Source organism: Arthrobacter sp. Y3224055 (assembly GCF_059090825.1).
The window spans coordinates 113,344-128,618 of record NZ_JBNHGB010000003.1 but is presented as its reverse complement, the minus strand read 5'-3'; the positions used below and the strand labels follow the sequence as shown (position 1 = coordinate 128,618).

At 71.2% G+C, this 15,275-nt stretch carries 12 protein-coding genes; 3 read left to right on the top strand and 9 right to left on the bottom strand.

Going from position 1 to position 15,275, the window contains the following annotated elements; all coding sequences use genetic code 11:
* Positions 1-2: 2 nt before the first annotated feature.
* Positions 3-668 carry a glycosyltransferase family 2 protein gene (locus AC5RTY_RS08745; protein ID WP_494110017.1) on the bottom strand — a complete coding sequence of 222 codons (666 nt, stop codon included), beginning with the start codon at positions 666-668 and terminating at the stop codon, positions 3-5.
* Between the two features lie 27 nt (positions 669-695).
* On the bottom strand, positions 696-1,856 hold the full coding sequence (locus tag AC5RTY_RS08740; protein ID WP_494110018.1) for a glycosyltransferase: 1,161 nt from the start codon (positions 1,854-1,856) through the stop codon (positions 696-698).
* A 301-nt stretch (positions 1,857-2,157) separates the two neighbouring features.
* On the opposite strand from AC5RTY_RS08740, the gene AC5RTY_RS08735 reads away from it, so the two are divergent.
* The gene (locus tag AC5RTY_RS08735; protein ID WP_494139380.1) at positions 2,158-3,297 is read left to right on the top strand and encodes a glycosyltransferase; all 1,140 of its coding nucleotides are present in this window, start codon (positions 2,158-2,160) and stop codon (positions 3,295-3,297) included.
* Between the two features lie 104 nt (positions 3,298-3,401).
* On the opposite strand, the gene AC5RTY_RS08730 is transcribed toward AC5RTY_RS08735, so the two are convergent.
* The 5 genes from AC5RTY_RS08730 to AC5RTY_RS08710 form a co-directional block, all read right to left on the bottom strand.
* Positions 3,402-4,577 carry a glycosyltransferase gene (locus tag AC5RTY_RS08730; protein WP_494139379.1) on the bottom strand — a complete coding sequence of 392 codons (1,176 nt, stop codon included), beginning with the start codon at positions 4,575-4,577 and terminating at the stop codon, positions 3,402-3,404.
* The gene (locus AC5RTY_RS08725) at positions 4,577-5,641 is read right to left on the bottom strand and encodes a Gfo/Idh/MocA family protein (RefSeq protein ID WP_494139488.1); all 1,065 of its coding nucleotides are present in this window, start codon (positions 5,639-5,641) and stop codon (positions 4,577-4,579) included. The genes AC5RTY_RS08730 and AC5RTY_RS08725 overlap by 1 nt, the downstream gene beginning before the upstream one ends.
* A 2-nt stretch (positions 5,642-5,643) precedes the next feature.
* On the bottom strand, positions 5,644-6,738 hold the full coding sequence (locus AC5RTY_RS08720) for a DegT/DnrJ/EryC1/StrS family aminotransferase (protein ID WP_494139378.1): 1,095 nt from the start codon (positions 6,736-6,738) through the stop codon (positions 5,644-5,646).
* On the bottom strand, positions 6,735-7,355 hold the full coding sequence (locus AC5RTY_RS08715) for an acyltransferase (RefSeq protein ID WP_494139377.1): 621 nt from the start codon (positions 7,353-7,355) through the stop codon (positions 6,735-6,737). The genes AC5RTY_RS08720 and AC5RTY_RS08715 overlap by 4 nt, the downstream gene beginning before the upstream one ends.
* A 61-nt stretch (positions 7,356-7,416) precedes the next feature.
* Positions 7,417-8,706, bottom strand: coding sequence for a nucleotide sugar dehydrogenase (locus AC5RTY_RS08710; RefSeq protein WP_494139376.1), 1,290 nt, complete (start codon positions 8,704-8,706; stop codon positions 7,417-7,419).
* 154 nt (positions 8,707-8,860) lie between these two features.
* On the opposite strand from AC5RTY_RS08710, the gene AC5RTY_RS08705 reads away from it, so the two are divergent.
* Positions 8,861-12,811, top strand: a complete 3,951-nt coding sequence (locus AC5RTY_RS08705; RefSeq protein ID WP_494139375.1) for an FtsK/SpoIIIE domain-containing protein — start codon at positions 8,861-8,863, stop codon at positions 12,809-12,811.
* Here the strand turns inward: AC5RTY_RS08705 and AC5RTY_RS08700 are convergent.
* Complete coding sequence (locus AC5RTY_RS08700; RefSeq protein ID WP_494000210.1) at positions 12,783-13,199, bottom strand: hypothetical protein; 417 nt, start codon at positions 13,197-13,199, stop codon at positions 12,783-12,785. The genes AC5RTY_RS08705 and AC5RTY_RS08700 overlap by 29 nt on opposite strands.
* Before the next feature lie 275 nt (positions 13,200-13,474).
* Here AC5RTY_RS08700 and AC5RTY_RS08695 point away from each other — a divergent pair, with 275 nt between their 5' ends.
* Complete coding sequence (locus AC5RTY_RS08695; protein WP_086994524.1) at positions 13,475-13,723, top strand: WhiB family transcriptional regulator; 249 nt, start codon at positions 13,475-13,477, stop codon at positions 13,721-13,723.
* Positions 13,724-13,799: 76 nt separating this feature from the next.
* On the opposite strand, the gene AC5RTY_RS08690 is transcribed toward AC5RTY_RS08695, so the two are convergent.
* Positions 13,800-15,275 carry a sensor histidine kinase gene (locus tag AC5RTY_RS08690; protein WP_494139374.1) on the bottom strand — a complete coding sequence of 492 codons (1,476 nt, stop codon included), beginning with the start codon at positions 15,273-15,275 and terminating at the stop codon, positions 13,800-13,802.

Sequence of the window (15,275 nt, the reverse complement as noted above, 5' to 3'; positions counted from 1 at the left end):
GTTCACCGGAAGAAGAGGTCAGCGAGGATGTTGATGCCGTTGAGCAGGGACTGCCCCTTGGACTTGGAATATTCCGTGTAGACGATGTGTACCGGTTGTTCCACGACCCGGGCATCGAGGGCGGCGAACTGGTGGACCAGTTCGGAGGCGTGTGCCATCCGGTTTTGGGTCAGGTGGATCTTCCGGGCCAGGTCGGCGGAGATGGCACGCAGCCCGTTGTGGGCATCGGTCAGGCGGTAGCCGGTGGAAATCCGGGACTGGATGGCCGCCGTGCGCAGGACCAGGCGCTTGAGCGCCGAGACCTCGCCCCGCCCGTCGAGGAAGCGGGAACCGAGCACCACGTCCGCTTCGCCGGCCCTGATCCGCGCCAGCATCGCCGCGGCGTCCTGGACCCGGTGCTGGCCGTCCGCATCGAAGGTGATGACCGCGTCCAGCTGCGGATCCTGCACGGCATATTCGATTCCGGTCTGCAGGGCGGCGCCTTGGCCCAGGTTCACCGGGTGGGCAACGACGACGGCGCCGGCCTTGCGGGCCAGGGCGGCTGAATCGTCGGTGCTGCCATCGTCCACGCAGACCACGTGGGGAAAGGTTTCGAGCAGCTCCTGAATGACTGAACCGACGACGGTGGCCTCGTTGTACATCGGCACGACGACCCAGCAGCGACTCACCCGCCTAGTATTCCACACAGGGAATGGTCACGGCTGTTCCGGCGGCGGCGGGCCCTGCCATCCGGCGGCCGGCGGCTGGGCTGCCACGTCGCGATAGTGGCCGTCCAGCTCCCGCACGCTGCCCGCCAGGCTCCGCTGATCCACCACGAACTTGCGCGCGTCGCGGCGCATGGCCAGGTACTCCGCGCTGCCCAGCTGCAGCAATTGCTGCAACCCGTCCTGCAGCTGGTTGTACTCGGCTTCCGGTGCCAGCAGGCCGGTGACGCCGTCGTCCATCATTTCGGGAATGCCCCCGCTGCGGTACGCCAGCACGGGAGTGCCGCACGCCTGGGCTTCCAGCAGCACCAGTCCGGCCGCCTCCCGGGCGCCGCCGGCTTCCTGGCTGGGTGCCACCAGGACATGCGCCCGCTGCAGCCAGGAGCGGATCGCGCTCCTGTCCTGGCGGCCCAGGTAGTCGATGTGCGGATGGCTGGCGGCCTGCTCGGCGACGGTGTCCCGCAAGGGCCCGTCCCCGATCACCACCAGCCGGTGCCGGGCCTTGCGCCAGACGGCCAGGGAGGCGTCCAACAGATCCCGGATGCCCTTTTGCGTGTTCAGCCGGCCGACGAAGAGCACCACCGGCACTTCATCGGCCTCGTAGCGGACCGGCTCGAAATAGTCGGTATCGACGCCCTGGTAATGCACTTGGATTTTCGCGGTGTCCAGGTCCAGCTCCGCTGCGCGGCCGGCCATGTAGTTGCTGACCACCAGGATGCGGGTGCTGTGCGCCGCCGCGGCCAGGACGTTCCGGTGGTGCCACCGGGCCATCACTGTGTCCGCAGGATTCCCCAGCGAGACCATGTCGGAGCCATGCATGGTGGTGATGAGCGGCGTCCCGGACACCATGGAGGCCTTGACGGCGGGCGTCGACCAGGTGGCGAAGTGCTGATGGATGATGTCCGGTTCAAACCGGCCCACTGCCACGGTCATGGCCGGCATGAAAGCGGGCATCATGAGCTCGCGGCGCCGGAAGCCCAGCCGCGGCACCGGGACGAAGTCCGTCACCGGGATCGTGACGGACGAATCCTCGATCTCGGCCACCAGCGTGAAGACACGGAAGTCGTGCCTGTCCTTCAGCCGCTCGGCGTGCGCCGTGGCGAAGTACGTTGGCGGAATCCGCAACGTGCTCTTGGTGATGGCGATCTTCACGGGGCTCCCGGATCTTGGTGGGCTGCAGCCGGCTCGGTGCGGCTTATCGCCATCCTAGCCCGGCGTCCTGAACGCCACCCGGGGCTCCGGGCCCCGCCCGGGCCCCTGCCGCGGCCCGGGGTCCGCAGGGCTGCCATGAGCCCGGCTGCCCTGGGCCGGAGGCCTGCAGCCCGGGCCCGCATCCTCCCCTCGCGCCGCGGTCCGGCGCGCCCGGTGCACCGTCGCGCCGCGGCGGACCGATTCCCGGACGGTAATCTTTCAGTGTCCGGCATTCGCCCGGCGTCAGCGACAAGGAGCAGTGGTGGCCCAGCAGATCCTGTGTATCTCGTTCTCGGATATCCAGGCCGATTCCCGGGTGCTGCGGCAAGTCAAGCTGTTGGCCGAAGCCGGTGAGGTCACCACGCTCAGCTACGGCAAGCGTCCCCCCGGAGCCACCCACCACCTCGAAATCGACGCGTCGTTGCCCTCGCTGCCGCAGACGCCGCTGGGTGTGCTGCTGTTGGCGCTGCGCCTGTATTCTGCGGTGGAGCTGGCTGCCCCCGCCATCAGGCAGGCCCGCGAACTGGTGGCGGGACGCCGCTTCGACCTGGTCGTGGCGAATGAGGCGCGCGCCCTGCCCCTGGCCCACGCCGTGGCTCAGGGGGCACCGGTGTGGGGAGACATGCACGAGTGGGCGCCGGAGGAACGCTCCCATGTACTGCCCTGGCGGCTGCTGGTCGCGCCGTATATGCACAGGCTCTGCGCCAAGTACCTGCCGATCAGCGCCGCGGTCACCGCCGTTAACGGATCGATCGCCCGGATGTATGCTGATCAGTTCGGCTGCACGGTGGAAGTGGTCCGTAACGCGGGGCCGTTCCGATATCTGGACCCGTCGGCCCCCGTGCCGGGGAAGATCCGGCTGGTCCACAGCGGCGCCGCGGTACCCGGACGCAACCTGGAAGGCACCATCAACGCCGTAAAGCTGCTCGATGACCGCTTCACGCTGGATCTGTACCTGATCAAGGCGCGCGACGGCGGGCGCTACTGGCAGCAGCTCAAGGACCTGGCCGACGGCGACGAACGCATCACCTTCCACGACGCGGTGCCGCCGGAAGATCTGCCGGCAACGCTCAATGCCTATGACGTCGGGGTCTTTTCCCTTCCGCCGCAGACGATGAACCACCGGTTCATGTTGCCGAACAAGTTCTTTGATTTCGTCCAGGCGCGGCTGGCGCTGGTGTTCAGCCCGTCCCCGGAGACCGCGGCGCTGATGAAGGCCTACGACCTGGGCGTGGTGACCGAGGACTTCAGCACCGAGTCGCTGGCCCGGGCGCTGGCGTCGCTGACCACGGAACAGGTGGACAAGTACAAGGCCAACGCCCACGGAGCCGCCGCGGCGCTCAGCTCGGCCGAGGACGAGGCCGTCACCAGGGGCATCCTCGCGGCCCTGCTGACGCCCTGATCGAGGCCGTCGCCGAAGGAATCCTTTCGGGGCTGCGGACCCCCTGAGCGCGCCACCACCGGAGGCACTCCCGCGACCCTGCCGACGCGCTGCCGGAGCCGGCGTCAGCGCGGTCGGAAGTCTTTCGCGGCACCCGCGATGGCCTCGGCGGCGCGGGCCCCCACGCTGCGCAGCGAGTAGTTCCGCTCGACCCAGTCGGACAGCCGGCGGCGCTCGGCGTCGTCCGGGGTCCGTTCCAGCGCCGCGGCCAGGGCCTCGGCCACCTGGCCGGCGTCCCAGTCCACGCTCTGGCCCAGCCCGTGGTCGGCCACCAGCTGCCGCAGCGGGCCGACGCCGGCGTAGACCACGGGCGTGCCGCAGCTCAGCGAGACGAAGGCCTTGGTGGCAAAGGCGAAGTCATAGCCGCGGGCCGGCCGCACGGAGGCCAGCCCCGCGGTAGCGGAGCGCAGCGCGCCGGCGATCGTGCCGCCGTCGGCCGTTCCCATGAAGCGGATGCGCTCCCCCGCCGGTGCCGCCCGCCGGCGCAGCTCCTCCAGCTCCACGCCGCCGCCGTACATCAGCAGCCGCGCGTGAGGGTACCGGTCCATGATCTTGTGGAACCCGTCCACGAACACGCCGGCGCCCTGGATTTCGGACATGGTTCCGGCGTAGACGAAGGTGGGGCCGGGGTGCTCGTCCCGGGGCCCGTGCAGGCTGAAGGTGCCGGTGTCGATGCCGGTGCCCACCTCGGCCACCCTGGCGCGTCCGGAGGTCAGCCGCACCAGCGCCTGGGTCACGCCGGTCGAAATGCTCAGGACGCCGGCTGCGCCGGTCACCACCCAGCGTTCCACTGCCCGCAGCACCTTGACCACCTGCGGGTGCACTCCGATTCCGGCCGCCGCATCGGAGCTGACGTCGGCGGAAAAGTACACGTAGGGACGGCGCCGCAGCGCGGCCGCGGCCCGGACCACCACGCCGGTGGTCGGCGGCGGCTCGACGAGCAGCACGTCGAAGGGTTTCTGCGCCAGCAGGCGGAAGAACAGCGGGATGTCGAAGCTGGCGTACTGCAGATAGCCCCGCACGGCGCCGCTGGCGTCCCGCAGCACGGGCCAGCGGAGGATCTTGGCGTCGTCGCCGCTGGTCCCCGTCGCGGCACGGAGTCCCTTGGGGGGCCGGGTGGTGAGCACGGTGACCTGGTGGCCGGCCTCGGTCAGGGCCCGCACGGTGGCGGCCAGCCGGTAGGCGGCGGCGCCGGCCTCCGGCGCGTAGATCCGGGTGGCCAGCACGATCCGCAGGCCCATCAGGCGTGCAGCCCGATGGTGCGGGATTCCTTCGCGCTGGCGATCATGGCTTCGGCCACGCGCAGCGTGTTCAGCCCTTCCCGCATGGTGACGATGCTGGCCGCCAGGCGGCCGGGGCGGGCACCGCCGTCGTGCCGGGCAGCCGGGGAACCCGGCGGCAGGCCGCGGGTGGCGAGCACGGCGTCGCGGAAGGCCTCGTGTTCGACCTTCAGCGGCTCGCGCTTGGGGATGGCCAGGCGGGTGATGTTGCCTTCGGAGACGCCGCGGAAATTGGCCACGGACTCCCACTCGGTGTTGATGGTGCCGTTTTCGTGGAAGGTCAGGTCGGCGGTCAGCGTGTCGGCCACGAAGGCGCCGCGTTCTCCGGTGACCACCGTGACGCGTTCCTTCGTCGGCGACAGCCAGTTCACCAGATGGCTGGTGATCACGCCGTTGTCCAGCAGGCCGGTGGCCGCCACCATGTCCTCGTGCTCTCGGCCGGTGCGGATGGTGGTGTTGGCGCTGACGGATGCGTAGCCGGCCTGTGCCAGCCAGGCGGTGAGGTCGATGTCGTGCGTGCCCAGGTCCTTGATCACGCCGACGTCCGCGATCCGCGCCGGGAAGGGGCCCTGCCGGCGGGTGGCGATCTGGAAGATCCGGCCGAGTTCGCCGGCTTCCAGCCGCGCGCGCAGCGACTGCAGCGCCGGGTTGTAGCGTTCGATGTGCCCGACGGCGCCGACCAGCCCGCGGGATTCGAACGCGTCCGCCAGCTTCTCGCCGCCCGCGACGGTGTCCGCGATCGGCTTTTCCACCATGGTGTGGATGCCGGCCTCGGCCAGGGCCATTCCGACTTCCACGTGCAGGCCGGTGGGCACCGCGCACATGGCGATGTCGATCCCGGCCCCGATCAGCTCCTCGACGCCGCCGAAGACGGGCAGGCCGGGCGCCGCGCCGTGCGGGTCGCCGTACGCGTCGGCCACGGCCACCAGTTCCACGCCCTCGGTTTCGCGGAGCACCCGGGCGTGGTGGCGGCCCATCATGCCCAGGCCGATCAGCCCGGCGCGCAGCACGTTCTTACCCGCCATGCTCACGCCCCTGCCTTCGCGAGGGCGTTGACCGCCGTGGCGATCCGGTCCAGGTCCTCGGCGTCGAGGGAGGGATGCACCGGCAGCGAGAGCACCTCAGCGGCCGCGGCTTCGGTCGCCGGCAGGTCCGCGGCAACGTTGAAGGAGGGCAGCCTGTGGTTCGGGATCGGGTAGTAGACCCCGGACCCGATGTTGTATTCGTCCTTCAGCGCCGCGGCGAACCGGTCGCGCTCCCCCGCGCCGATCCGCACGGTGTACTGGTGGTACACGTGGACCGCCCCGGCTGCCACCTTCGGCGTGCCCACACCGTCCAGGTTCGCGTCCAGGAACGCGGCGTTGGCCCGGCGCCGTTCGGTCCAGCCGAGGACCTTGCCCAGCTGCACGCGGCCGATCGCGGCGTGCAGGTTGGTCATCCGGGCGTTGAAGCCGACCAGTTCGTTTTCGTATTGGCGTTCCATGCCCTGGTTGCGCAGCAGCTGCAGCCGGCGCGCCACGTCGTCGCTGCCGGTGGACACCATGCCGCCCTCGCCGGAGGTCATGTTCTTGGTCGGGTACAGGCTGAACATCGCGAACTCGCCGAACGTGCCCACCGGCCGGCCGCCCAGCGACGCCCCGTGGGCCTGCGCGGCGTCCTCGAAGAGCAGCAGCGACTTTTCCGCGGCGAGCCTGCCCAGCCCGTCCATGTCGGCCGGGTGGCCGTACAGGTGCACCGGCATGACGGCCTTGGTCCGCGGCGTAATGGCGGCGGCGACCGCGTCCGGGTCCAGGCAGTAGTGCTCCGGCTCGATGTCGGCGAACACCGGAGTGGCGCCGGTCAGGGCCACCGAGTTCGCGGTGGCCGCGAACGTGAAGGACGGGACGATGACCTCGTCACCCGGGCCGATACCGGCGGCCAGCAGGCCCAGGTGCAGGCCCGACGTCCCGGAATTGACCGCCACCGCGTGCCGGCCGTCCAGCAGCACCTGCGAGAACTCCCGCTCGAAGGCGGCGACCTCCGACCCCTGGGCGAGCATCCCGGAGGCCAGCACGGCGTCCACCGCGGCCCGTTCCTCGTCTCCGATGATCGGCTTGGCCGCCGGTATGAAGTCCTTGCTCACAGCTGCTCTCCTCCGGTTTCGTCCGAAACTTCGTGCAACATGCCCTCGTCCTCCCGGTACCGGGCGCCGGTCGCCGGGCACACCCAGCCCGACGGGTCCGCCGGGTCCTGGACCAGCCGCTGTCCGGCCCGGCCCACCCAGCCGATCCGCCTGGCCGGAACACCGGCCACGAGGGCGAAGTCGGGCACGTCGCGGGTGACCACGGAGCCTGCCGCCACGGTGGCCCAGGCGCCGATGGTCACCGGGGCCACGCAGACCGCCCGCGCGCCGATCGACGCGCCGTCGCGGATGTCCACGCCCACCGGCGTCCAGTCGTCGGCGCTCTTCAGCGACCCGTCCGGGGCGACCGCCCGCGGGTAGGTGTCGTTGGTCAGCACGACCGCCGGTCCGATGAACACGCCGCGGCCGAGCCGCGCCGGCTCGTACACCAGCGCATAGTTCTGGATCTTGCAGTTGTCCCCGGCCTGCACCCCGGTGCCGATGTAGGCGCCCCGGCCCACGATGCAGTTCTCTCCCAGCACGGCGCCCTCGCGGACCTGCGCCAAGTGCCAGATCTTCGTGCCCTTGCCCAGCCGGGCGGCGTCGGCGACGTCCGCCGAATCGGCGATGAACGCCATGGGTTCCCTCTTTCCGCTCGCGACCGCTGCTCCACCATCCATTGCCTCTACGCTCCGGCCCTCATGCCTTGCCGATCACCCGGTACGCCACGCCCGGCCACCGTTCGGCCGAGCTGACCCGCCGGCCGTCGACGAACACCTTCACGCCGGGAAGGTCGTCCGGTCCCAGCTGCGCATATTCGGCGTGGTCGGCCTGCACCACCGCGGCGTCGGCCGGCTCGCCCAGCCGGTAGGGCGTGAAGCCCAAGGCGGCGAGCTCGGCGTCGCTGAACATCGGATCATGCACGACGGCGGTGCCGCCCCGCGCGTTGATCGCCTCCACGGCGCCGAACACCCCGGAGAACGCCGTCTCCTTCACGCCGCCGCGGTAGGCAGCGCCCAGCACGGCCACGCGCGCGCCGGCCAGGTCGCCGTACGCGCCCTCCAGCAGGCCGATCGTGTAGTCCGGCATGCCCGCGTTCGCGGCCCGGGCCGCAGCCACCACCGTGGCCGACGGATCGTTCCAGAGGTACAGCCGCGGGTAGACCGGGATGCAGTGCCCGCCGACGGCGATGCCGGGCTGGTGGATATGGCTGTAGGGCTGGGAGTTGGACGCCTCGATCACCTGGTAGATGTCGATCCCGGCGGTCGCGGCATAGCGGGCGAACTGGTTCGCCAACCCGATGTTCACGTCCCGGTAGGTGGTCTCGGCGAGCTTGGCCAGCTCGGAGGCCTCGGCCGAGCCCAGGTCCCAGACGCCGTTGCCGCGCGGCAGGTCCGGGCGGTCGTCGAAGTCCAGCACCGCCTCGTAAAACTCCTGCGCCGCCACGGCACCGGCCCCGGAGAGCCCGCCGATGAGCTTGGGATACTTCCGCAGGTCCTCGAACACCCGCCCGGTCAGCACCCGCTCCGGGGAAAAGACCACGTGAAAGTCCTCGCCCTCGACCAGGCCGGAGCCGGCCTCGAGCATCGGCTTCCACCGGGTCCGGGTGGTGCCCACCGGCAGCGTGGTCTCGTAGGAGACCAGCGTGCCCGGCGTCAGGTGCCTGGCCAGCTCCTGCGTGGCGGCATCCATCCAGCCGAAGTCGGGCTTGGCCTCCGCGTCCACGAACAGGGGCACCACCAGCACCACGGCGTCTGCTCCCGGCACCGCGTCCGCATAGTCGGTGGTCGCCCGCAGCCTGCCCGCCGGCACCAGCTCGGCCAACCTGTCCTGGAGCCCCGCCTCTCCCGGGAACGGCTCGCTGCCCGCGTTGACCAGATCGACCACGGCGGGGTTGACGTCCACGCCGACGACCTCGTGCCCCTTCGAGGCGAACTGGGCGGCCAGCGGCAACCCGATCTTTCCCAGAGCAATGACAGCGATCTTCAAGAGCAAAGGCCTTTTCTCGTTGTGTCGGTGTGTCGGCCCTTCGGCCCAGAGTCAAGGGTATCGCTTGTTCGCGTCAGCCTCCGGTACCGCAGGTTATCCACATACCGGAAGCCGAACAGGAAAATAGCGCGCCCTTCTGCCTAGGTTCCTTGTCATGGTCCTTCATCTGACGCTGGTGGCGGCCCCCGGCCTTCCGGCCACCGCGGCGGCCTGGGTCGCGGCGCATGCCGATGCCGTCGCGGGGCTGGAGTCGGGAAGCAGCGCCGCGCCGTTGGCTGCCTGGCTGGGCGGGCGCCTGCCCGGGGCGGCCTTCACGGTGGCCGGACGGAGGCTGTCCTCCCTCGCCGCCGGCGTGTCCCCGCTGGTCGATGGCGCCGTCGTCGTCTGCGCCCCGGACGCGGTGGCGGTGCCGTGCCGGGAACCGCCCGCGCTGCCGCCGCTGCTGCTGGCCGTCACCGCCGGCCCCGACGCCGGCCGGTTGTTCACCCTCGGGCGCGGCAGCTTCAGCGTCGGCCGCCATGCCTGCACGCTGACCATCGCGGATCCGGCGCTCTCGAGGCTGCACGCCACCGTGGACGTCACCGACCGCCAGGTGATGCTGCGCGACGCCGGGTCGTCCAACGGCATTTTCTGGCGGGGCAGGCTCACCCGGCAGGTCGTGCTGCAGGCGGGCCGCAGCGTGCGGATCGGTGCCACCCGGCTGCAACTGGTCGTGGGCAGCGAACCGGACGATCCGTTCCGGCCGGACACGGACCTGGCCGATCCGGTGCCCGTGGCTGAAAAGCCTCCGGAGCAACGGGCCAAAACGGCGTTGCTGCTGGCCGGGCTTCCGTTGCTCGCCGGGCTCGCGCTGGCCCTGCTGACGGGCCTGTGGTTCTTCCTGGTCTTCAGCGCCATGTCCCTGCTGGCCGCCGCCGTGCCCTACGCCGCCGGGCGCCGGCAGCGCCGCCGCTACCGGGCCGCGGTGCACGCGGCGGCGGAAACCGATGCGCGGCGGCGGCGTCTGGCGGCCCCGGGTGCCGCGGATCTGGCCGTGTCCCTGCTGCGGGCCGGGACGGGGGCCCGGCGTCCTGCCGGGGACCCCGGCCCTCCGGACCGCCCGGCGCACGTGTGGCTGCGGCTGGGGACGGCCGGCCTGCCGGCACACATCGGTTCGGCGTCGGCGCCGGTGGTCCCGCCCCCGCCGCCGAGGGATGCTCCGCTGTGCGTGGACCTGCTCGCCGGGCCCCCGCTGCGGATCCAGGGAACACCTTTCGGGCTGGACGGTCTGCTGCGTTCGGCCCTGCTGCAGTTGGCCGCACGGGCGGCGGGAACCGCCCTGCGCGTTGTCTGCTACGCGTTGCCGGAGTCCGTTCGCGCGTCGGCGCGGTTCCTTCCCGGCGTGGAGCTGGCGGACCGGCCCGGACAACTGGCGGAGCGGCTCGCCACCGGCGGCGGCACCCTCGTGCTCCTGGTCGCCGGACGCGGCGGCGAGGCGGCCCGGGTCCTGGCGAATTCCGGACGGCCGGCCGCGCAGCTCTGGTTCGGCGGTCCGGCCGACGCCGGGACCCGGATCATCGTGGCCGGACAGGCCTCCCGCCTGAGCGCAGACGGCGGAGACGTCGTGTTCTCGGCGGATCTGGTGCAGGCCCCCACGTTGGACCGCCTTGCCCGGCTGGCCGCCGCGGCCATGCCCTCCGAGACGCTGCCGGCCACCGGTTCGGTGCCGCCGCGCTGCCGCCTGCAGTCGATGCTGCCGCGGGAGCCGCTGGCCGAACGCTGGTCCCGCGGGGACCGCCATCCCGGCCTCACCGCCCTGCCGGGTGCCGGCGCCGCCGGGCCGCTGGCGCTCGACCTGGCCGTCCACGGGCCGCACCTGCTGGTCGCCGGCACCACCGGCTCCGGCAAGTCCGAACTGCTGCGGAGCCTTGTCCTCTCGCTGGCCCTGACCAGGTCCCCCAACACGGTGAATTTCCTGCTGATCGACTTCAAGGGCGGTTCCGGGCTCGGCCCGCTCGCACGGCTGCCGCACTGCGCCGGCCTGCTCACGGACCTGACGCTGGAGGCAGTCGGCCGATCGCTGGCCTGGCTGCAGGCGGAGGTACGCCGCCGCGAAGCCCTGCTGGCAGCCCGCGGCATCGGGGACATCGCGGCCTGCACGCCCGGCACGCTGCCGCGGCTCGTCGTCGTCGTCGACGAATTCCGGATGCTGGGCGAGGACGCGCCGCAGGCGCTTCCCGAGCTGATGCGCGTGGCCACCGTGGGCCGCGCCTTGGGCATCCACCTGGTGCTGGCCACGCAACGGCCGCAGGGTGCCGTCTCCTCGGACATCCGCGCGAATATCACCACCATGATCGTGCTGCGGACGCAGAACACGGTCGAGTCCCGCGACCTGCTGGATTCGCCCGTGGCCGCCGACATTCCGGTGACCGCGAGGGGCAGGGCCTACCTGCGCGTCGGCACGCAGGATGCGGTGCCCTTCCAGTCCGCCTGCAGCACCCTGCCGGCCGCCGGACACTTCCCGCTCTTCCGGACCGTGGACGAATGGCTGGCGGCAGAACCACCGGCAGCGGCAGCGCCGGAGGGCACCGGAGTGGTGGAGCGGCTGGTGGCCGAGGCAGCGGCAGCCTCCCGTGACCTCGGCCTGCCGGAGGCCCGGCGGTTGCCGCCCGCCCTGCCGCTGAGCCTGGCCGCCGCCGACCTCGCGGGGCCCGGGCCGTCCGCTCCCGCCCGCTCTCCCGGCGGCGACGACGGCGGCGGGAGCCCGGTCCCCGCCGCCGCGCCCCAGGACGGGGGCAGCATCCCGATCGGCCTGCTGGACATGCCGTCGCGGCAACGGCAGGTGCCGCTGCGCTGGCAACCGGAGCACGACGGCCACCTGGCAGTTCTCGGGGTAGGGGGCGGAGGACACCGGGAGTTTTTGCGGGTCCTGGCGACGCAGCTCCTGGGCGGACCGGTGGAACGCCACTGCTACGTGCTGGACGGTGACGGTTCGCTCGGCTTCGCCGCGGACGCCGGCCGGACCGGCGCCTACGTCGGCCCCCAGGACAGCGAACGGGCGGCAAGGGTGCTGCGGCGCCTGGCCAACGAGGTTTCCGCCCGGCTCGGCAGCCTGGCCTCGGCCGGGGGTCCGCCCGATCCGGCAGCCGTCGTTCCGCTGGCCCTGCTGGTCAGCGGGTGGGGCCGCTGGCTCGGTGGCTTCCGGGCCGGCCGGCTCGGCTGGGCAGAAGACTGCCTGCAGGATCTGGCCCGCGACGGCCAGGCCACGGGGGTCGTCCTGGTTGTGTCCGGAGACCGAGAGCTGTCCGGCAGCCGCTTCCTGCCGCTCATGGCCAACCGGCTTTACCTTCCGACCGGTGCCGGTCCCGAAACCTTGTTGGGCTGGCCCCGCCTTCCTCCCATGAACGCGGTGTCCGGCAGGGCTTTTGTGCAGGGCCGTTTCGGCGGCGACGGCGGGGCCTGCCAGCTGGTCACCGATCCAACCGGCTGCCCGCCGCCGGCCGCGGCCCGCGCCCGTCCCTTTCGGGTCGAAGCGCTGCCGCTGACCCTTCCCGCGGCCACGCTGCCCCGCGCGGCCCGCGGGCTACCGGTGATCGGCGTCGAGGGCGACGAGCTGGGGCCCTCCACGCTGCCGCTGGCCGCCGGCGAGGTGTACCTGGTGCTGGGGCCCGATGGCAGCGGGAAGACCAACCTGATGGTCGTGCTGCAGCGGGCGCTGGAGGGACTGAGGACCTGTTGCGCACCGCCGCACGGCAGAGACGCCGACGACTTCTGGGCCGGCCGCGCGGCCGTCGGGCGCGGCGCCGTCCTGCTGGTCGACGACGCCGAGGACCTGGGCACGCGTGCCCACGGTGCCATCGCGGCCCTGATCGCCGCCGGTGCATCGGCCGTGGTGGCCGCGCGCCCCGGGCCGTTGCTGCCGCAGCAGGTTCCGCTGGTCCTGCAGGCCAGGGCACGCGGGCGCGGCATGGTCCTGGCGCCGCGGGCGGGCGCGGATGCGGACTTCTTCGGTGTGCGGCTCAACGACGGGTGGAGACCGCCGGGACGCGGCTACCGGATCGAGGCCGGCCGGGCCGTCCCGCTGCAGGTGGCGCTGGCTACAGGGCGCGGGGTGCGGCGCCCTTGACCAGGAAATCCGTCACGGGCTTGGTCAGCAGCAGGACGAAGGAGGCTGCGGCCGCCACCAACAGGACCGGGCCCAGCAGCAGTTGGCCGCCTTGGATCATAGAGATGGCCACAACAACCACGAAGATCTGCCACACCAGGGCAGCAGCGCGGGTCCAGCGGTACCCGCGGAACAGGTAATGCCCGACGACGAGCAGCCAGAGGCCGAAGACCAACATCAGGACCAGCAGGAAGACGCTGCTGGTCAGCGATATCGGGGTTTGGGTGGCCAGCCCGTACGCGAACAGGGCCGCTCCGCCCAAGAGCACCAGTGCTTCCAGCACCACTGCCGCCGCTACGATTTTGATGGCGATCGGACGGGCGGCAGGGAAGGATGAGGGTGCAGGCATTGACACACTCGCACCCTACCTTAGATAGTCGGAATAACGGCTCCAGATCGCCGGGCACCGGCTCCCGCTTGGAGCCGAACCATATCACCCTGTGACGAATGACTCAGGTATTACGGCCGGTTAAGTCCGCACGACCTCTTGTTTACGCGGATTTAACATGAAACGCTTGATGGCGAAGCGCAGAGGGGGCCGGTCGGGCTCCCTTTTCTATGAGTCTGTTCGTGAATGTTTTCACAAAAACCACCGGACACCATTTAAAGGAGTATGTGATCAGCATGGATTGGCGTAGCCGCGCGGCATGCCTGGACAAGGACCCGGAACTGTTTTTCCCCGTGGGGAACACCGGGCCGGCACTCCTGCAGATCGAAGAGGCCAAGAGCGTCTGCCGGCGCTGCCCGGTGATTGATACCTGCCTGCAGTGGGCCATCGAATCCGGCCAGGACGCCGGCGTGTGGGGAGGCATGAGCGAGGACGAGCGCCGGGCGCTGAAGCGCCGTGCCGCCCGGGCCCGCCGGGCCTCCTGACCCGGTACCCCCAGTGTGGCGAGAGGCCGCTGCCGGATTCGGCAGCGGCCTCTCGCGTCGGCTGATCCGCCCGCGCTCAGCGGGCCCCTTTGGTGTTGAGCACCAGGTCAATCCGCACACACGTTCCCCCGCCGTCGCGCGGGGTCCATTCGATCCGGCCGCCTAATTCGCTGGTGACGAGGGTGCGGACAATCTGCAGGCCCAGGCCCTCCCGCCGCGGTTCCTCGGGCAGGCCCACGCCGTCGTCCTCGACCGAGACGGTTAGCAATTCGTCTTCGCCCCGCCGGCTCCGCCGGGCAGTCAACCGGACGGTGCCGTGCCGCCCGGCCAGCCCGTGCTCGACGGCGTTCGTGACCAGTTCATTGATCACCAGGGCCAGCGGGGTGGCGAACTCGCTGGGCAGTTCCCCGAACTCGCCGCTGCGCTCCGTGCGGACGGCCTGCGTGGGCGAGGCTACTTCCGCCGAGAGCCGGAACTGACGCCCGATCAGTTCGTCGAAGTCCACGTTCTGCGCCAAGCCCTGGGACAGCGTTTCGTGGACCAGCGCGATCGAGGCGACGCGGCGCATGGCCTGTTCCAGCCCCTGCTTTGCTTCGTCGCTGACCATCCGGCGCGACTGCATGCGCAGCAGCGCCGCGACCGTCTGGAGGTTGTTCTTCACGCGGTGGTGGATCTCCCGAATGGTGGCGTCCTTCGACACCAGCTCCATCTCCCGCCGGCGCAGCTCGGAGACGTCCCGGCACAGCACCAGGGCGCCGAAACGCTCCTGTTCGTTCCTCAGCGGTATGGCCCGGAGCGAGAGCGAGACGCCGCGGGATTCAATCTCCGTGCGCCAGGGCATCCGGCCGGTGACCACCAGCGGCAGGGTTTCGTCGACCATCCGCCGGTCCTTGAGCAGCGCCGTCGTCACCTCGGCCAGTGAGCGGCCCTCCAGGGACTCGACGTCGCCGAGGCGCCGGAATGCAGAAACCCCGTTGGGGCTGGCGTATTCCACCACCCCGTCGGCGTCCAGCCTGATCAGGCCGTCGCCGACCCGGGGCGCGCCGCGGCGCGACCCGGTCGGCGAGGCGAAGTCCGGCCACAGTCCCAGCGTTCCCATCTTCAAGAGATCGTAGGCGCACTGCCGGTAGGTCAGCTCCAGCCGCGACGGCATTCTGGAGCTGGACAGGTCCATGTGCGACGTCACGACGGCGAGCGTCCGGCCGTTGCGGACCATGGGCACCGCCTCGACCCGCATGGCCATCTCCGTGGTCCAGTCCGCCTCCGACGACCGTTCGATCGCCTGCGACCGGCGTGCCTGGTCCACCAGCGGCTTGAGGTCCTCACGGATCCGCTCCCCCACGAAGTCCCGGTGGAACACCGTGTGGGTGGTTGACGGGCGCACATGCGCCAGCGCCACGTAGCTCCCGTCCGGCGTCGGGAACCACAGGACCAGGTCGGCGAACGCCAGGTCGGCGATCAGCTGCCAGTCGCCCACCAGCAGGTGGAGCCACTCCGCGTCACCCGGACGAAAGTCCGCGTAGTCGCGGATGGGATCGGTGAAGATCGCCAA